This is a genomic window from Bartonella kosoyi (assembly GCF_003606325.2).
In the GTDB taxonomy this organism is placed as follows: domain Bacteria; phylum Pseudomonadota; class Alphaproteobacteria; order Rhizobiales; family Rhizobiaceae; genus Bartonella; species Bartonella kosoyi.
The window spans coordinates 309,031-329,072 of sequence record NZ_CP031843.2; the positions used below are offsets into that span (position 1 = coordinate 309,031).

Below are 20,042 nucleotides of genomic sequence, written 5' to 3' on the forward strand. Positions count from 1 at the left end.
CGTTATGCGATTCGCCATTGAGATAGAATCTAAGGTTTCTACGTTTTATGATTTAATATATTGATAATATTAAGATTATGAAAAGACGATATCAGGACGATATTGAATACGAAGTATGAATACACTATAATAATTGAAAGGTGGAGTATCTTAAAGACATACATGTATTGAATGTGTAAAATTGAGAAGCGGTATTCACAAGGTACGAGGTTCTATGAAGTTTTTTGGGGAGTGTAGGGTTTATTTTCAGAGTTTTTCAGCAGATTGCTTGTGATATAAAGAGTGTGGTTTATTTCTTAGCAGAGTGGTGATATATTTTCATCTTGTTTTAAAGTCATATTGCTTAAAGGTATCGTTTTTTCATAAAAAACGAAAAGGGTGGTGTGAAATTAAAAATATTGTTTTTTAATGTGATTATTGAATAAAAAGTTCATATTTTGGTAACGACTAAAAGGTCACAATGGAGCGTAAAAATATGTTCTGATTATTGTGGGAATATTTCGCTTATTAAAGGAATTAAGATAATTATACATGAGTGTCGAGGAGTTTTTGTTTGAACTTTTCCAATGAAGAGAATCTTGTTAAAGATTAAAGAAGTGAGCTAAATGAAGATGTTTGAAAAGACTGTTATTGCTGCATCTGTAATGGTTTTTATTACAGCTGGGGCAGCATGTGCACAAACGCCAAGCCGTTTAAATCAATTTGAAGCGTGGGGAGTCTATTCTTATAAATCGTCCCAAAATACGATTTGCTATGTGTTATCTATTCCTTTAAAGGCTCTTCCAACGACGGTTAATCATGGTGATAATTTTTTCTTAGTTACCAAGCGTTCTCAATCGCCTGTTTCGTTTGAACCGCAGTTTATGGCTGGTTATACGCTTCAAGAAGGGTCGAGAGTGACAGTGACCATTGGAGATAAGGATTTTGATTTCTTCACGAAGGATTCTTCAGCTTGGTTGGCGTCATCAGAGCTAGAAAAGCAGCTTGTTTCTGCTATGCGTGCTGGAAACAATATGACCGTGAAAGCAATATCAAAACGGGGAACGCACACCACCTATACTTATTCCTTAAAAGGGGTCACTGCTGCATTAAATGCGGCTCAAAAGTGCCATTAAGGTTTTGATAACTTCTAAAATAGTAATGTAAATTGGAAAGCAATGGCTATTTCCTATGACCTTAGACCTTTTGGTTCATGTTTAGCACAAAAAACAGATAATGTGGTGGTGAAGGAGAGTTCTAAGCTCTCTTTAATTGGATTATCGCAAGATGAAATAGTGCAAGCTTTAAAGACACTTGGTGTACCAGAGCGTCAAACGCGTATGCGTGCACGTCAACTTTGGCATTGGCTTTATGTCCGTGGCGTTTCAAATTTTGATGAAATGCTGAACATTTCTAAAGCAATGCAGGAAACTCTCAAACGTCATTTTTCCATTGCACGTCCGGAAATTGTTGGAGAACAAATATCAAAGGATGGTACACGTAAATGGCTCTTACGTTTTCCAGCACGTGGGGCTGGAAGGCCTGTTGAAATTGAAACGGTTTATATCCCTGAAGAAGGACGTGGGACCTTATGTCTTTCATCGCAAGTAGGGTGTACATTAACCTGCTCTTTTTGTCATACAGGAACGCAGATGCTCGTTCGCAATCTGACGGCAGAAGAAATTTTGGTTCAATTGTTGGTTGCACGTGATTGTTTGGGTGATTTTCCTGATAAGAATACGCCTGATGGGGCCATTGTTCCTGTTGAAGGGCGCAAAATTACCAATATTGTTATGATGGGAATGGGAGAACCTCTTTATAATTTTGAAGCTGTAAAAAAAGCTTTATTAATTGCTTCTGATGGCGATGGGCTCTCTTTATCAAAACGCCGGATTACGCTTTCAACCAGTGGAGTTGTTCCTGGAATTATCCGAACTGGAGAAGAAATTGGTGTTATGTTAGCAATTTCACTCCACGCTGTACATGATACGCTAAGGGATATGCTTGTTCCCATCAATAAAAAGTATCCGCTTGCTTTGCTTATGGAAGCTTGCCGTAATTATCCTGGTCTGTCTAATGCAAAACGAATCACATTTGAATATGTTATGCTGAAAGATATCAATGATAGTATAGATGATGCTAAGCGATTAATTCAGTTATTGAAAGGGATTCCAGCGAAGATCAATTTAATCCCTTTTAATCCGTGGCCAGGGAGTAATTATCAATGTTCTGATTGGGAGCAAATTGAGCGTTTTGCTGATGTTGTTAATCAAGCAGGCTATGCTTCTCCTATTCGGATACCGCGTGGACGCGATATTTTAGCGGCGTGTGGACAGCTTAAATCGGCCTCAGAGCGCTTACGAAAATCTGAACGTTTGAAACTTGAAAATGCCATTGGTCATTAGTTAACACAATTTTAAGTCTATAAAGCCTGTATTTTTTCCGTAAATCGACGCGTATAAACCTTATAAGCCTCATGGAGTAGTATGTGTAAGACAGGAGATTAAAATGGATCCGTGCGAGACGAACAGTTCTTACTTTTATAGGTTTAATAGGAGGAAAGAGATTACATAAAGTCTGTTTGTGTAATCTCTGAAATAAGGAAGTAACCTCATTGAGAGGAAAGTTTCAAGGGACATACGTTTCCATCTCACACTCTTTACTTAGGTTCTATGACTTTTAAAAACATCTCTAGATAATAACTTTTAAAGAGTGGAGATATACATTTCTTGATGCTTTTTTTATTGCGTTCTTTAGAAAGATTACGCTTCACACAAAACGGCATGTCTAAAATATAAAGACCATTGTTATTATCCATTAACATGTTTAAAAAAAACATTTCTTAATGCACTTCCCACCTCACGACTATGCCTGTGAAAAGCATAATATAAAAGCCTCTATGAAATATATGATACTATTCATACTTTTAGGTTTCAATGTTGTAGAAGCTTTCAGAGTTTAAGGTGATTCATAAGAAATATTCTTTTCTGAAGTCGTTATTATTTACACGACAACACTCACTTTTCTTGTGCTGTATAAGGAAGAGCTCTTGTTTAATTGAATATAAACATAACATTTAAAAAGAAAGCGCTTCACAATATCTAGAGTTCCAATTTAAATTAAAAACGATAGATTACACCTTATAAATCAATTTTTTGTAACGATAAGAAGATGGAGAGCAAAGCTGGTAAAGGTCCCTGCAATAAGCCAGTCGAGAAAGCGAATATAAAGAGGGTTTTGTTTAAGAGTTTTGGTCAGTTTATGCGCTGTAAAAACAACAGAAATTGTAATAGGGAAAGAAATAGGAATGTAAGAGAGTCCTAAAAAAAGTAACTTTTGTGTTGCCATAGGATCGTTCTCATTGATAAATTGTGGTAAGAATGTTGCGTTAAAGAGTATGACTTTAGGATTGAGAAGATTAATTCCAATACCAGCAAGATAGTTACGTTTGGAGCTTTGAGATTTAGAAGATGTTTGTTCAAAAGAAAATGTCGGTTTTCTCCGTAAAGCTTGGAAGGAAAACCATAAAAGATAAAAAGCACCAATAATTTTCAGAAGAACAAAAGTGTGTGGCGCAGCAAAAATAAGCGCTGATAAGCCAAGAGCTACAGCGGTAACTTGAATGGCAAATCCTGTTGCGCTTCCCAAGGCGCACATAATTCCAGCTTTTTTGCTTTGTGTAATGGTCCGCCCCACAGAAAGCATCATATCCGGTCCTGGAATGAGTGCCAAAATCAAAGATGCTAAAGCAAATTGTACAATGATAGACCACTCCGGTAGAAATGACACGTAAATCTCCTCTTATTTTTAAGCCGCGTTTACTATTTACAATCTGATTCGCGTTTATCTACGCTTTTTGAGTCTTTTTAATGTTGTTTAAAGAGAATTTATTTTCACATTTCTTGCGCTGTTATGATTTCTGGGAAAAAAAGAGTAACGCGTATAGAACTTTAGAGTGAAAAAGTAACAAAATATTAGAAATATTGTTTTGGCTTATTCAAGGGAGTGGGTGGATACGTCAATTATTCTTAAATAGCTGCAAAGTACGCTAGGCGTTGAAGTTGTAAATTTTACGGCGGATTTGGGGCAGGGGGAAGAGCTAGAACTTTCTTGTTTTAAAGCTGAAATGCTAGGGTGTTAAAAAAATCTATAATGAAGATTTGCACGAAGAATTTATGCTTGATTTTGTCTTTCCGATTGTTTCGAGTGAATACCGTTGATGAAGGAATTTATCTTTTAGGAACGTCAATTGCACGCCCACTTATTTCAAAACGCCTTATTGAAATTGCTAAGGGAAACAGGGGTAGATGAATTGCTCATGGGGCAACGGGTAAAGGCAATGATCAGGTACGCTTTTCGCTTATGCTTTTAAGTTCTGATATAAAGGGTATTGCCCCAAGGTGTGATTGGGATTTTAAGAAGTCGGAAAAATCTGTTTGAATTTGCTCGCATACATCAAATACCTGTAGAAAAGGATAAGTAAGGCGAAGCACCTTTTTAAGTGGGGGCAAATTTATGTCCTTCTTCATCAAGAGGAAAGATTTTAGAAAATCCAGCACTTCTCTCGCTCCTGAAGATGTCCACTTGTGTATTTTTTCGCTGAAAGATGCACACGATAAAGCAACCAGAATCATTCTTGGTTTTAAAAAAGGCGATGCTATTTTAATCAATGGAAAAAATTTATTGCCTGCAACTTGATTTGCAGAATTAATCATTACGAGCACAATAATTGCTATTGGTTGGTTAGATTTTGTAGAAAATTGTTTTGTAGGTATGAAATCGCGGGGTATTTATGAAACACCAGGTGGAACCATTCTTTTAGCAGTGCACAGAGCTATAGAATCTTTAACGCTGGATCGTGGTGCAGCGCATTTGAAAGATGAATTGATGACACGTTATGCAGAACTCATTTATTATGGCTTTTGGTTTTCTCCTGAACATAAGATATTGCAGGCAGCGATTGATTTATCTCAAGAACATATTGAAGGTGAAGTCACGTTAAAGCTTTATAAGGGGAACGTGATTGTTAAAGGGCGCCAAAGCAAAAACATCACTTTATTCGAGTGAATTGGTAACTTATCGAGGATGATCAAGGTGCTTATGATCAAAGAGATGCAACTGGTTTTATTAAATTAAATGCTCTACGTTTGCGTACATTAGCAAGGCGTTGTCAAGGGAATCAAGAAAAGAAATAAAAATTACTTTGATAAGTATCATGTGGGTCAGTGCTTTTGTATGAAACGCTTAACTTAAGAATTTTTATCTGTTGGTTTTTATAGTTCTTTCGTTCAATGTTAGAGTCTTCGCTTTTTTGCGAATAACCATAATAAGCAAGATCCACGAAAATAATAATGAAGGCTCTGATACTCAAAAAAAGACAATTTTGTTTTATAGCCTTCAATGTTTTTTATTTCACTCAGAACGAAATATGTTTACAGCGAGTGTGGTTTTTGTATTTTGACCAAGAATATAAAGAAATTTACATCTTTTTGCTTGCTATTATTGACGAATAAATTCAAGAACCATACACCCTATTTTGAAAGAGTATAATTTTTTAGGATAAATAACGATGCGTAATCAGTGTGACGCCCTTAGCCTTACATCTGAATTAAAGGATGCGGCTGCTCAATCGAGAACTTGGCCATTTGAAGAAGCACGTAAGATTATCAAACGGTACGAAAAGACGGGTTATCCAGACAGTGTAATATTTGAAACAGGTTATGGACCTTCTGGTTTGCCGCATATTGGAACTTTTGGTGAAGTGGCACGTACAACCATGGTTCGTCATGCATTTCATGTTCTTACAGAGAATAAAGTAAAAACAAAGCTGCTTTGTTTTTCTGATGATATGGATGGTTTGCGCAAGGTTCCTGAGAATGTTCCTGATCGCGAGAGGATGGAACATTATCTTGGTCAACCGTTGAGCCGCGTTCCTGATCCTTTTGGAGATGATTATCCTTCTTTTGGAGCGGCGAATAACGCACGTTTACGGGCTTTTCTTGATCGTTTTGGTTTTGATTATGAATTTGCAAGTGCGACGGATTATTACAGTTCCGGTCGTTTTGATGAAACACTTTTAAAAATCCTTACCTGTTATGACAAGGTGATGGCAATTATTTTACCAACATTGGGTGAAGAACGCCAGGCGACTTATTCTCTCTTTTTACCGATTTCTCCCTTTTCTGGAAAAGTATTACAGGTACCGATGATTGCGCGGAATGTTGAAAAAGGAACGGTTACTTATATCGAGCCTGAAACAGGAGAAACTATAGAAACGGAGATTACAGGGGGCAAGGTCAAGTGTCAGTGGAAGGTTGATTGGGCGATGCGTTGGACAGCGCTTGGCATTGATTATGAAATGGCAGGAAAAGATCTTATCGATTCCACAAATCTTTCTTCTAAAATTTGTAAAGTCTTGGGTGGGAAACCTCCAGAAGGATTTAACTATGAGCTCTTTTTGGATGAAAAGGGTCAGAAAATTTCCAAATCCAAGGGAAATGGTTTAACCATTGATGAATGGCTTACTTACGCTCCAACGGAGAGTTTAGGGCTTTATATGTTTTCAAAGCCCAAAACAGCTAAAAGGCTTTATTTTGATGTTATTCCCAAAGCTGTGGATGAATATTATGCACATCTTTCAGCCTATGGTCGTCAAAGTTGGCAAGAACGGCTTAATAATCCAGTATGGCATATCCATAATGGTTGTCCTCCACAGGTTGATTTACCGGTACCCTTTGCTCTTCTGTTGAATTTGGTAAGTGCTTCAAATGCAGAGAATAAAGAGGTTCTCTGGGGGTTTATTTCTCGCTATGCTCAAGGAGCCAATGCACAAACTTATCCAGAACTTGATCAGTTAGTGCAATTTGCTCTTAAATATTTTGATGTTTTTGTAAAACCTAACAAAAAATTTCGAGCAGCAGATGATAGTGAACGGGCAACATTAGCACAAATTGATGAAAAATTAGCCAGTTTGCCTGAAACCGCTGATAGCAATATGATTCAAAATGCACTTCTTGATGTTGCACGTTTAATAGAACGCTATCAAGATCATAACAAAAAAAGTCCTGAAGGGGGACCGGGTGTTTCCAATGTCTTTTTTCAAATGCTCTATGAGGTCCTTTTAGGACAAGAGCGAGGTCCGCGATGGGGATCATTTATAGCGCTTTATGGGATTAATGAAATGCGTGCACTAATTGCTGAAGCACTTGCACGATCTGTGGAGGAATAATGGAGAGAAGAGTGCAAGAAGTAAAGCGACGCCGTACATTTGCAATTATTGCTCACCCAGATGCTGGGAAAACGACATTGACAGAAAAGCTTTTATTGTTTGGTGGTGCTATTCAACTTGCAGGAGAAGTAAAAGCCAAAAAAGATCGTATTCAAACCCGTTCTGATTGGATGAATATTGAGCGTGATCGTGGTATTTCTGTTGTGACTTCGGTGATGACGTTTGAATATGAAAATCATATTTTTAATCTCCTAGATACCCCTGGTCATGAAGATTTTGCGGACGATACCTATCGTACGCTTACAGCTGTTGATAGCGCTATCATGGTCTTGGATGGCGCCCGCGGGATTGAGCCTAGAACACTGAAATTATTTGAAGTGTGCCGGATGCGGGATATTCCTATTGTTACTTTTATCAATAAAATGGATCGTGAGGCGCGTGATCCTCTAGAACTTTTAGATGAAATTGAGGAAAAGCTGGCGCTTGATACCGCACCCATAACATGGCCCATTGGAACAGGTAAAGATTTTGTTGGGACCTTTGATCTTCATCATAATCGTTTTCGTCAAAAAGACGATGAGATAACACAACAGATAGTTTCTGGCTCCCATGAAGTTGCAAATTTGCTTCCTGAGTATCAACGTTCAACTTTTATTGAAGGGGTGGAACTTGCTCGAAATGCTTGCAAAAATTTTGATCTTCAAGCTTTCCGTGAAGGGCATATGACACCGGTTTATTTTGGTTCGGCTTTACGCAATTTTGGTGTTCGTGATTTGATCAATGCACTCATTGATTTTGGTCAAAGTCCTCGTGATCAGGATGCAGATCGTCGCAGCATTGTTGCAACTGAATCTAAAATGACAGGGTTTGTTTTTAAAATTCAAGCGAATATGGACCCTAATCACCGTGATCGTATTGCTTTCTTTCGGGTTTGTTCTGGAACACTTGAACGCGGTATGAAGACAAAGTTGGTGCGAACAGGAAAACCAATGACACTTTCAGCACCACAATTTTTCTTTGCGCGTTCACGCCAAATTGCTGATCAAGCCTATGCTGGTGATATCGTAGGAATCCCTAATCATGGTACATTGCGTATTGGCGATACTTTGACTGAAGGAGAAGATATCCTCTTTAAGGGGGTACCCAATTTTGCACCAGAAATTTTGCGTCGTGTTTGTTTGGGTGATCCAATGAAAGCAAAAAAGCTTAAGGAAGCTTTGCAACAGATGGCGGAAGAAGGGGTTGTGCAATTATTTATTCCAGATGATGGGTCACCTTCTCTCATTGGTGTTATTGGTGCTTTGCAAATTGATGTTTTAAAAGAGCGATTGAAAATAGAATATTCTTTACCGGTGAATTTTGAGTCTGCACGTTTTAATTTATGCCGTTGGGTTTCAGCGCAAAGCAAGAATGAGTTGCAAAAGTTTCTCAGCAATCACCGTTCTGCTATTGCGTATGATTTAGAGGGTGATCCAGTATTTTTAGCAGAGAACCATTTTTCATTAAATTATGAGGCAGAAAGAGCTCCCAAAATAAAATTTTCTGCTTTTAAAGATTATCAAGTACGCTCTTAACTTAAAGAAAAATATTTTACACAACAATTTAGTATATAATGATTTTTCACGTTGAATTGGAGTGTTTTTTTCTGAAAAGGTAAGGAGTATGTAAAGAACATTTTCAGAGTGCACGATAGAAAGAATGCCGTAAATTTAATTTTTATATTCAATAAGTTACAATATATTTGTACTTTTGGCGCCTTTTAAAAATTTAATATTTGTTTTTAGAGTACTTATGTGAGTTAGAAAACAAGCTATCGCCCATTCTTCATTGAAAAATATCAAAAAATTTTGATATGTTTTCTCACGATAGCTTAAGACATGGAATATCTTTCAATCTTTTTAAAATCTAAATTAAGAATCTCCTGTATAAATATAGCTTTTAATTGTATGAAAATTGTATACAGTCAAAATAATACAAATAATCAATAAGATGGAATTTGTTATCTCAAATACAATATCATATGACCTATAAACCACGTGTCTTTTCTATTTCTTCTGGAACAGCTTTTTTGCCTCACTTTGTTGATGCGCTGCTCTCTGGTGCCCTTATTGATAATTTTGCTCTCAATGGAGATATTCAAACGGCTCTTGCCGATAGCCTTATTTATGTTCCGACACGTCGTGCGGCTCGCGCTTTGCGTTTAGCCTTTGTTGAAAGAAGCGATACACGATCAACTTTCTTGCCAACCATTCGTGCTCTAGGGGATGTCGATGAAGATAGTTTCCTTTTTGTTGAAAATCATACCAGCGCTCTCAATCCACCCATTGGCGAAAGCGAACGCTTGTTGCTTTTAGCGCGTCTTATTCGTCCATGGCGTGAAAATTTGCCTGCACATCTGCGTGCCATGTTTGGTACAGAAGATGTGCTTATTCCGGCTCATAGTGCCGATGCACTTTGGCTTGCTCAAGATTTAGCACATTTGATGGATGAAATTGAAACAGAAGCAGCAGACTGGTCAAAACTTAAAGATATTGCCCCTGATATGGTTGCTGAATGGTGGCAAATAACGCTCGATTTTTTAACGATTGTGACACAAAATTGGCCACAAATCTTGACAGAAAGGCAGCGAAGTAATCCCGCTGAATGGCGTAATCAAGCACTTACAATGCACGCAGAGACTTTACGACGCGCACAATCTGATAAACCTATCATTGCGGCTGGTGTATCAGGTTCTATGCCCGCGGTTTCTCATCTTTTAAAGGTTATAGCCTCTCTGCCAAAAGGAGCTGTTGTTCTTCCAGGTCTTGATTTTCATATGGATGAAGAACAATGGAATGCACTTGGCACAAGCAATAAAGAAAAAACAGCGTGTGCTTCTTTTGATTATGCAGAAAATATTTTTAGCCATCCTCAATATCATTTAAAAAAACTTCTTTCTCTCATGGAGTGTCAACGTGATCATGTTTGCGAAATTGGCCTACAGAGCACAACAAAGAAAAGGCGAATGGTGCTTTTATCAGAAGCACTCCGACCAGCTTCTACGACAGACAAATGGATACAAATTGTTCGTGATGATTATGAGGAGATTTGTGCAGATTGGTCATTTATTGAAGCTATCAACGAACGTGAAGAGGCTCTCGCTATCGCTGTTGCTTTACGCAAAGCTATTGAAGAACCCCAAAAAACCGCAGCCCTTATTACCAATGACCGTAATTTAGCCCGCCGTGTTGCTGCGGAATTACAGCGGTTTGGCATTGAAGCAAATGATTCAGGAGGAATACCACTTGCACAAACATTGCCTGTAACGCTTTTGCGACTGATCTTAGAAAATATTTTGCAACCTGATGATCCCATTGCTTTTCTTTCTCTTCTGAAACATCCACTGACAACACTCCATCAAAACCGTCATCGCTTACGCGAACTGGCAGAAAATTTTGAACTTTTTGTACTTCGAGGGAATACAGGGCGCATCAATCTTTTTGAATGTGATCAATTCCTTGAAAAATGGATTGAAACATATTCCCATGATCGTTCTGAAGTGAATGCCCTTGATCAGCAGAAGTTTGAAGAAGCACGTTTTCTGTGTCATCTTTTGAAGAAAGCTGTTGAACCTTTAATCTCTCTCATGAAACAAGAGAAAGAATGCACCGTCAATGAAGCTGTGATAGCAACTGTTGAGGTTTTTGAAAATTTTGGGCGCAATGAGGGTAATTCTCTTGCTCATCTTTATCAACACGAAGCAGGACAAGCCCTCTCAAATTTTTTACGGGAATTGGTCAGTGATCAATCAGGATTAACATTTCATCTGAGCGAATGGCCTGCTATGTTTTCTGCATTGATCGCAACGCGTTCCGTCACACCTTCACCTGGAGGACATCCACGTTTATTCATCTGGGGAACTTTGGAATCGCGTTTGCAAACGGTTGATACAGTGGTCATCGGCGGTCTTAATGAAGGTTCATGGCCGATATCAACCCGAAATGATGCTTTTTTATCGCGATCGATGAAAATGATGTTAACTCTGGAACCGCCAGAGCAGCGTATAGGTGTTTCTGCGCATGATTTTCAATGGGCTATGGGAATGGATAAAGTGGTGATGAGTCGCGCATTGCGTGTTAATCATACCCCTTCTATTCCTTCACGTTGGCTACAACGCATAGAAACAGTGGTAGGAAAACAGGCTTGGAAACAAATTCGTGCACGCGGTGAAATATTACGCCATTGGACAAAGATGCTTGATCATACCAACATGATTTCTGATGTAGAACGTCCTTGCCCTGTACCACCCCTTGATGGACGTCCGCGTCATTTTTCAGTCACTGAAATAGAAACATTGCGCTATGATCCTTATGCTATCTATGCCAAAAAAATCTTACGACTGAGACCACTTAAACCACTTATTCATGATCCTAGCGTTCTTGAGCGCGGAATACTTTATCACGCTATTCTTGCCGCTTTTTGCACACAGATAAAAAATCCAAATGCTGCAAATGTACTCAATGTTCTACTTACTATTGGACGTAAAGAATTTGATAAATTCAATTTTCCACCCGATATTGAAGTCATTTGGTGGAACAGTTTTGAAAATCTTGCTCCACACCTTATTCAATGGGAACAAAGTTTAGGACCGCGAGAGCGATATGCTGAAGTGGTCTCAGAAAAAATCTCTATAGGGACAACAGGGGTAACCCTTTCAGGACGGGCTGATCGCCTTGATGTTTTGCCAGACAAAACGGTTGAAATTCTAGATTTCAAAACTGGAACCCCTCCTTCATCAAAACAAGTGCGTGAATTATTATTTCCACAATTGGCTTTAGAGACAGCTTTGCTGATGGAAGGGGCATTTCCAGATTTTCAAGATCTTACTCCCTCAAGTTTGTTTTATGTTCCTCTGAACGGAAAAGGTGAAATTAAATCTCAATCCATTCTTTTAACGGCAAAAGATAAAAAAACTTATCTTAGTGCCGTTAATCTTGGTGAAATCGCATGGAAAAATCTTATTGCCCTTATAACGTATTATCAAAATCCACAACAAGGCTATCTCTCACATGCTGTCCCCATTGAAAAACGGTATGAAGGTGACTACGACCATTTAGCACGGTTGTGGGAATGGTCAATTGGTTTTCATGAAGAAGAGTAATCATGACGTTTTTTTCTATTCCTGAAGCTGCTCTTGATGCACAAGCAACGGCAACACATCCCCAGAAAAACGTGTGGGTTTCTGCGAATGCAGGATCTGGAAAAACGCACGTTTTAAGTGAACGTGTTATTCGTTTGCTTTTAAACGGTACGCCTCCAGCACGTATTTTATGCCTTACTTATACAAGAGCTGCTGCTGCTGTTATGCAATCACGAATTTTTCGCACGTTGTCCAGTTGGAATGAACTGGATGATGCACAGCTGCAAGAAACCTTGACACGGTTTGAAAATAAGCCCGTCAATGCGCAAAAATTAACGTATGCACGACAACTCTTCGCGCGTGCGCTTGAAACACCTGGTGGCTTGAAAATTCAAACGATTCATGCTTTTTGCGAAGCTCTCTTGTATCAATTTATGTTAGAAGCCAATATTACACGGCATTTTGAAATTCCCGATGATGTCAGTCGCAAAAAATTACGACAAGAATCCCGTCGCCAACTTTTAGTACGTCGTGATATACAGCCTGCTTTACAACAGTTACTTCAAGTTATTAGCGAACATACTTTTAACAAACTTCTCTATGAAGCTGTTGAAAAGCAACATAAACTCTCTGATTTTTTCTCTTCTCTTTTATCTGAAAATGGAGAAGAAAAATTTCGTGCGCTTTTTAACTTAGCGCCTGATGAAACAAACCAATCCCTATTAGAAAAAATTCAACAAACCGCGCGTCTTCCTCTTTATGCTCTTAAGCATTGTGAAACCAATGGCAGTCAACGTTTGAAAGAGATGGTAGAAAAGTTTTCCCAATTAGAAGAAGCGCGTAATGAGACCAATATTCTCAATATTGTCTCTGATATTTATTTGACCACAGAGGGTAAACCACGTAATTTTCCACATTTATCTCGTAAAAAATCAGATGAAATTTGGCCTTTTATTCAACAAATGCTTGAAGATAAACAAAGCAAAATTTTTGTTCTTTTAGAAAAATATCAATGCGCAAAAGTTGCCACCCTCAATATGGCTGCTTTTCAGATCTGTGCCATTTATCTCGAAATCTATACCAATCTAAAAAAAGCCAATGGCTTCTTAGATTTTGATGACATTATCGAGCGCACGCTCCATTTGTTACAGCGCAAAGGTGCAAGCCAATGGGTGCACTATAAACTTGATCAGGGGCTTGATCATATTCTTCTTGATGAAGCACAAGATACCAACCCTGAGCAATGGCAAATTATTCAACTGTTGGCACAAGAATTTTTCTCAGGGTATAGCCAACGAACGAATATACGGACTCTTTTTGCTGTTGGAGATGAAAAGCAATCTATTTATTCTTTTCAAGGTGCGGCTCCAGAAAACTTTGCTGCAAATGGACGAATCATTCAAAAAAAAGCGCAGCAAACAAATCAACAATTTGAAAAAATACAACTGCATTACTCTTTTCGCTCTACAGCAGATGTTCTTAAAAGCGTTGATCTTGTTTTCGAAACACCAGAAAACTATAAAGGACTTTCGGCAGAAAATACAAAGACGGTGCATGAAGCTATTCGCGTTCATAGCCCAGGTGAAGTTATTATATGGGATGCCATTTCCAAAGAAACGAGCGAATTTCCTCATGATTGGCATTTGAGTGTTGATCATTTAGATACACCTGAAGTTCGTTTAGCCGAAAAAATAGCTGAAACGATTGCCGATTGGTTACAAAAAGGCGAAATGCTTCCAGCAAAGGGACGCTTAATACGGGCAAGTGATATTATGATCTTGGTTCGTAAACGTGATAAATTTGTTTCAGCTCTTTCCCGTGCTCTTAAACACCTTAATATTCCTGTAGCAGGGGCTGATCGTTTACAACTCACCAAGCATATTAGTATCCGTGACTTAATGGCGCTTGGACGTTTTGTTTTGCAGCCACAAGATGATCTTTCTCTTGCTTGCGTTTTAAAAAGTCCCCTTTTTGCTTTTAGTGAAGAGGAACTTTATCAACTTTCCGCGCACCGAACCGGCTCTCTTTGGCAAAGCTTATGTACACACGCATCATCGCAGGTATCTTTTAAAGATGCTTTTGAAAGACTGAACCATTATCGCACTTTAGTGGATAAAATACCGGTTTTCGAGTTTTATAGCCATATTCTGAATAATGATAAGGGAAGACAAAAAATTCTGTCTCGTTTAGGATCTGAAGCAAATGATGTACTCGATGCTTTTATGGATTATACGCTCGCTATTCAAAAAACAGGATTACCAGGATTACAAGCTTTTTTAGAAACATTAACTGCAAGCGAGCCAGAAATTAAACGTGAATTTGAACAAAACAATGAAGAAATTCGCATCATGACGGTTCATGCCGCAAAAGGACTAGAGGCTGCTATTGTGTTTTTGGTTGATCCTGGTAGTGCGATTTGGCATCCTCAGCATGCACCTCATTTGCTTAAAGTTCCTTTAAACAATGCACAAGGGAATGGACAACAAGCTTTTATTTGGCGCCCCAATGAAAAGTTTGATACAAAACTCTCTAAGCAAGCAATCTCACATTTAAAAGAGCGTGCCGAAGAAGAGTATAGGCGCCTTCTTTATGTAGGAATGACACGCGCTGAAGATCGTTTATTTGTTTGTGGATATAGAGGTAAAAAAACACCCCCTCATACATGGCTACAACTGGTAAAGAAAGCCCTTGAACCTCATGCGGTTGTTATAAAAGGTCCTGCAGAAGATATTGCAGCTTGGCGTTATTGCATTACATCTTCTTCTGCCTCTATAAACCAAGAAGTTTCTTGCGCTGAGAGTCAAGCCTTACCAGCTTTGCCTGCTTTTTTCTCTCATAAAGTACTAGCAGAACCAATTCTCCCAAAACCGCTAAAACCTTCAGTTGCGAGCCTTGCCATTGAAGCTGATACAGAACTTTCGTCAAGCCCAAAACAGTTTTTTACTTCACCTATTTTAGGAGAAATAAACACCAACAGAGCTTTTTTCATTGAATATGGTCATCTCATTCACCGATTATTACAATATCTCCCCGACTGCCCCCCACAAAAACGTCAAGATTATGCTCGCAACTATCTCAATATCAAAGCTTCTCATTGGGATAAAAGCCAAAGAGAACATGCTCTTCGCCATGTTTGGAAAATTTTAGATCATGTTTACCTCAAACCCCTTTTCTCTGAGCAGTCACGTGCTGAAGTTCCCTTAATGGGGATTGTAAAAATTCGTGGAAAAGAACAAGCAATTTCTGGTCAAATTGATCGTCTCTACATCACGAAAAACAGCATTATCTTTGCTGATTTTAAAACAGGGATTCCACCTGAAAATGAAGCCACTATTGCTTCTCATCATTGGTTGCAAATGGCGCTTTATCGAAAATTGTTGCAAGCGATTCATCCTGATAAAGATATCCAAGCTCTGCTTATCTACAGTAAAGAAGCCAAAATTTTTAAACTTCCCCCAGAAAAACTCGAGGCATGTCTTGATGAAATTGCCCTATAAGTTATTGCTTCCCTTCAAAGTATCTTTACGCTTTTTTACTTTCCTAAAATTGCTCAAATAAACACACGCCACAATTTTTGGTGCAAAAAAGCTTCTTAATAATTTATCTTTGCAATAACTTGATATGAATTGTTATCATACCAATCTATAAAAAGTGAATATAAAGGATAAATCAATGACGTGTGTAAAAGTTGATAAGGACAGTTTCGAAAGTGAAGTTCTAACCTCTTCCACCCCTGTTGTGGTTGATTTTTGGGCAGAATGGTGTGGTCCTTGCAAAATGATAGCGCCAATTTTGGATGAAGTTTCAACAGAAATGCAAAACCAAGTTAAAATTGTCAAAGTAAATATTGACGAAAATCCGGAATTAGCTACCCAATATGGAGTACGCTCTATCCCTACATTACTAATGTTTAAAAATGGAAGTGTCTCATCAAATATGGTTGGCGCTACCTCTAAAGGACGCCTTTCTGAGTGGATAAAAGATGGGCTTCGTTAATGCCATACATAGATAACGATAAAGGAGAGAAATTTTTGTCTCTCCTTTTGATTTTTTTTAAATATTCTTTTCTGTTTAATTAAATCAAAAAGTTAAATGCCATTTATTTTAATGCTTTTAAGAATCTACACTGTTATGCATGATTCAAGAGATCATTTTTTATTAAAAAATTGTCCTGTATAAACAATGTAGACAATACTTTCTTTATATGTACGCCAACGAATATTTAAGTGAATGATATTTTCTTCTTAGACAAGGCGATCAAGATAGGGAATCCAACACATAAAAAGAGCAAATATCACTTTAGCAATAAGGGGCCTCTGCTTGGAGTGCTTGGCAATAACAGAAGGAGATTTTAAGCAAAAATTTTACAAGTTGCTTTTTTGAAATTTACACTTTTTAAGGAGAAAGAAGAAAGCAATTCACTATAGGGGGTAAGTTAATGCTCTTCTGAAAAAATTATCACCTTGATATAAATTCCCTTACACATTTCTCTAGAATCAAAAGAGTTTTTTGAAAATTTTTTAAAAAATATGAGAGACAAAAAACATTCTCTAAAAGAAACGAATTAATTCCTACCAATTAATGAATGTCCTTTGCAAGTTGTGCTATTTTTATAACAGAGTCTGTGTTTTGTTTCATCTTCATGGTTGGTGCATCCATCAGAACTTCTTTATTGCTATTCATCATCTCAAATTTTCTAGGCATGTCCTAAGGCATAACAAACTAAAAAATGATGATGACTATATCGATATTTTTTATGTGCGAATTGCAAAAGACTGTTGCAAACGGTCAATGGAATGTTGTGCAGATCTCAGTATCACATGACGTCCCTGTGCTTTGTATTGCAAGGTGAGTGCAAAACTGGCAATCTCTAAAAGATCTGTACTTCTTTCTGGCCATTCAACGAGTAAAATGTTTTTCTCACGTGCTTCATGAAGTCCTAATTCATCAATTTCTTCTGCCATAGAAAGGCGATAAAGATCAGCATGAATAATTTCAAACTGTGGAAGTTGATAGCTTTGCACAAGAGTAAAAGTAGGGCTTGGAACATCCATAGTTTTATCGTTTGCAAGCGTTTGGATGATTGTGCGTGCAATGGTTGATTTTCCAGTTCCAAGATCTCCTTGCAGTGCTACAAGATCCCCTGGCTTTAAAGAAAGGGCTAAATCTTTTGCAAAAAGCTTTGTTGCTTCTTCATTTTCAAGGAAAAAATCAAAATTCATTAAGACTTTCATTAAAAAATCTCATCTCCTTTTGGGAGGGGGAAAAAACACTTAACTGTTGTTCCTTTTCCAGAACCGGTAAGAATTTCAACATGTCCACCGTGTAGTTCAACGAAACTTTTCACAAGCGAAAGACCAAGCCCCGCTCCTGCACGCCCACCATGGTGTGAATGGGAAGAAAAACGTTTAAAAATACGATCAAGAATGTCTTCAGGGATGTCAGAGCCCTCATTGTGAACACTAAAGACAATGTTATCATCTTGTTCATCGACACAAAATTCAATTGTGCTCGCTTCCGTTGCAAAATTAAGTGCATTACTCAAAACATTCACAAAAATTTGATGTAAGCGTTTTTCGTCAGCAGAAATAGTGTTTAAGGAAGGAGAAATTTGTTGTAAAAGCGTAATGTGGCGTCCATTAAGGCGATCTTCTACACGGGCTACTGCTTGTATCATCGCATCGGCAATGTTCACTGGTTTTATGTCTAACTCCATAATGCCTGCATCAAGAGTGGCAAGATCAAGAATATCATTAACAATATTGAGAAGGGTTCCTGATTCTGAATGAATGTGCCCAAGATATTCTTGTTGACGTTCATTGATAGAACCAAAAATTTGATCCCGTAAAATATCGGAAAAACCAATAATATTAGTAAGAGGTGTACGCAATTCATAGGAAACATGTTGGACAAATTCATTCCGCAAACGATCTGCACTTTCTAAGGCTTCATTTTTTTCTTGAAGAGCACGTGCAACATGGACAGTATCTGTAACATTTACAAAAGTAAGCATCGTTTGTCCATCGGGAAGAGGGACTAAAGTATAGTCAATAATCATATCATTTTTAAGATCTATACGACCCGAATATGTTTCACGTTTTTCAGCAAAACCGGTAATGAATTTAGTAAATTGATCCCATTCTTGTCGCACTGTTAAGGCTGAACAATGATTTTTTAACTGTGTAATGTGGGTTCCTTCTACCAGTAAATTATAAGGAAGCGACCACAATTTGGACAAGGCAGGATTCGATAAACGAAGGCGTCCATCAGCACCAAAAACGACCACACCTTCAGAAAGTTTATCAAGTGTTTCACCTTGTATTTTAATAAGTGTATTATAACGGCGTTCAAGATCAATTTTTTCTGTAAGGTTTTCATAAAGCCATGTAACCCCTCCTTGTGGATGAGGATTCGAAACAACACGCACCGTACGACCATCTGGAAGATTCCAAATTTGTTGGTTTGATTCTGTTTGCCGATAGGCTTTAAAAAGTTCTTCTTTCCACGCACGCCAATCAGGATGTTCAGCAATGAGCCCTTTTTCACGTAAACGTTCAAGAAATAATGTATGGCTTGGTTCACTTTCTAAAAAGGAACTTTCTAACGGCCATAAAACTTTAAAAGCATGATTGCAGAATTTTAATTTTTGGTTTGTATCAAAAATGGCGACAGCTGTTGAGATTTGGTCAAGGGTTTCACAATGGCTTTGAAGCACATATCTTAATTCATGAGCAAGATTTTCATAGGCGCTGTCATCTCGTGCAAAAGCAGCCATCCCTTCGGTTGTTGTGAGACGAGTGAGATGAAAATAGCACCGTTCTCCATCAATGACGGTGTGAACATGTTCTTGAAAAATTGTTTCTGTTTCATTTGTTTTGCGTTGTGTGTTTTCATTGAAAAGATCACCAACTTCATCACTGCCTTCACGAAAATCTGTCATTTCTCTAAAGGCGCGATTGATAAAACAAACTTTTCCTTCACAATCTTTTATCCATACAGGCTCTTGAATAAGATCAAGGAGATTACGCTGCATTCTAAGTTCAGTAAGAAGGCGAGCAATATCTTTTTGTAAACGAGCATTTTCGCTCTGCTGTTTTGAGATATCTTGAAAACGAGCGATAGCGACTGTCCCTGCAATAACCCCTGTAACTTGTAGCAGCACATGATTTGTGGTGGTGATAGAAAGTTCAAAAGGGTGACATTTACAACGCAGTTGAGTCAACGCATAATCAAGTTCTCGCAGAGAGTTTTCTTCAACCCAGAGTTCAAAGCGCTGAAAATCTTGCTGATCAATGCCTATTTTTTGCAACGTGGAAAGGCCACCAAAGACACGAGGCAAGGATGTTGGATTTTCCCAAATAAGAAGAGATTGCTCGGTTTCTTCCAGAAGCCATTCATAATATTTAAGTTTTTCAGAAAAATCTGTCTGAATTATCTTCAGAGGCTTCTGTACAGCTTTTTTTGCATGCATAATAACAACGACGCACGAGAGAATTGAAGCACAAGAAATTCCTCCACATAGCACTAAAAGCAGCCATGGACCATTTGGCAAAGTGAAGGAAAATGGTAAATAATCTTCCAACGATTGAGCAACAGTGCATGTTGGAGAAAAAAAGAAAAAAAGGCAAAATATAGACGTATAGATTCGGATCATTTTTTGAGCTTTTTCTTTGGGGGTATGGTCACCAAAGCTGAGCACGATATCTTTCCCTTTTT

12 protein-coding genes and 1 pseudogene are annotated in these 20,042 nt (G+C 38.1%); 9 read left to right on the forward strand and 4 right to left on the reverse strand.

The window, feature by feature from the left end:
• The first annotated feature begins 611 nt into the window (after positions 1-611).
• Positions 612-1,115, forward strand: coding sequence for an invasion associated locus B family protein (locus tag D1093_RS01445; RefSeq protein ID WP_120102272.1), 504 nt, complete (start codon positions 612-614; stop codon positions 1,113-1,115).
• A gap of 42 nt (positions 1,116-1,157) precedes the next feature.
• Positions 1,158-2,384 (forward strand): dual-specificity RNA methyltransferase RlmN, encoded by a 1,227-nt coding sequence (rlmN, locus tag D1093_RS01450; RefSeq protein WP_120100178.1) that lies wholly within the window; start codon positions 1,158-1,160, stop codon positions 2,382-2,384.
• Between the two features lie 742 nt (positions 2,385-3,126).
• On the opposite strand, the gene D1093_RS01455 is transcribed toward rlmN, so the two are convergent.
• Entirely contained in the window at positions 3,127-3,768 is a 642-nt protein-coding gene (locus D1093_RS01455) for a LysE family translocator (RefSeq protein WP_120100180.1), read from the reverse strand.
• Positions 3,769-4,131: 363 nt separating this feature from the next.
• On the opposite strand from D1093_RS01455, the pseudogene D1093_RS10565 reads away from it, so the two are divergent.
• Positions 4,132-4,419: pseudogene (locus tag D1093_RS10565) on the forward strand (argininosuccinate synthase domain-containing protein).
• Here D1093_RS10565 and D1093_RS10570 read toward each other — a convergent pair.
• Positions 4,323-4,694 carry a hypothetical protein gene (locus D1093_RS10570; protein WP_425290660.1) on the reverse strand — a complete coding sequence of 124 codons (372 nt, stop codon included), beginning with the start codon at positions 4,692-4,694 and terminating at the stop codon, positions 4,323-4,325. The pseudogene D1093_RS10565 and the gene D1093_RS10570 overlap by 97 nt on opposite strands.
• Positions 4,695-4,752: 58 nt before the next feature.
• Between D1093_RS10570 and D1093_RS10575 the strand changes: the two genes are divergently transcribed.
• The 6 genes from D1093_RS10575 to trxA all read left to right on the forward strand — a co-directional run bounded on the left by D1093_RS10575 (position 4,753) and on the right by trxA (position 16,322).
• Positions 4,753-5,046, forward strand: a complete 294-nt coding sequence (locus D1093_RS10575) for an adenine nucleotide alpha hydrolase family protein (RefSeq protein WP_425290653.1) — start codon at positions 4,753-4,755, stop codon at positions 5,044-5,046.
• Positions 5,047-5,548: 502 nt separating this feature from the next.
• Positions 5,549-7,207, forward strand: coding sequence for a lysine--tRNA ligase (locus D1093_RS01465; RefSeq protein ID WP_120100182.1), 1,659 nt, complete (start codon positions 5,549-5,551; stop codon positions 7,205-7,207).
• Entirely contained in the window at positions 7,207-8,781 is a 1,575-nt protein-coding gene (locus tag D1093_RS01470; protein ID WP_120100184.1) for a peptide chain release factor 3, read from the forward strand. The genes D1093_RS01465 and D1093_RS01470 overlap by 1 nt, the downstream gene beginning before the upstream one ends.
• 446 nt (positions 8,782-9,227) lie before the next feature.
• Positions 9,228-12,347, forward strand: coding sequence for a double-strand break repair protein AddB (gene addB / locus D1093_RS01475; protein ID WP_120100186.1), 3,120 nt, complete (start codon positions 9,228-9,230; stop codon positions 12,345-12,347).
• A 2-nt stretch (positions 12,348-12,349) separates the two neighbouring features.
• On the forward strand, positions 12,350-15,823 hold the full coding sequence (gene addA, locus D1093_RS01480) for a double-strand break repair helicase AddA (protein WP_120100188.1): 3,474 nt from the start codon (positions 12,350-12,352) through the stop codon (positions 15,821-15,823).
• A gap of 175 nt (positions 15,824-15,998) precedes the next feature.
• Entirely contained in the window at positions 15,999-16,322 is a 324-nt protein-coding gene (trxA, locus tag D1093_RS01485) for a thioredoxin (protein ID WP_120100190.1), read from the forward strand.
• Positions 16,323-17,080: 758 nt separating this feature from the next.
• Here the strand turns inward: trxA and tsaE are convergent.
• Together tsaE and D1093_RS01495 are read right to left on the reverse strand one after the other, a co-directional pair.
• On the reverse strand, positions 17,081-17,560 hold the full coding sequence (tsaE, locus tag D1093_RS01490; RefSeq protein ID WP_244614013.1) for a tRNA (adenosine(37)-N6)-threonylcarbamoyltransferase complex ATPase subunit type 1 TsaE: 480 nt from the start codon (positions 17,558-17,560) through the stop codon (positions 17,081-17,083).
• Positions 17,560-20,025, reverse strand: a complete 2,466-nt coding sequence (locus D1093_RS01495; protein WP_120100192.1) for a sensor histidine kinase — start codon at positions 20,023-20,025, stop codon at positions 17,560-17,562. The genes tsaE and D1093_RS01495 overlap by 1 nt, the downstream gene beginning before the upstream one ends.
• Between the last annotated feature and the right edge of the window lie 17 nt (positions 20,026-20,042).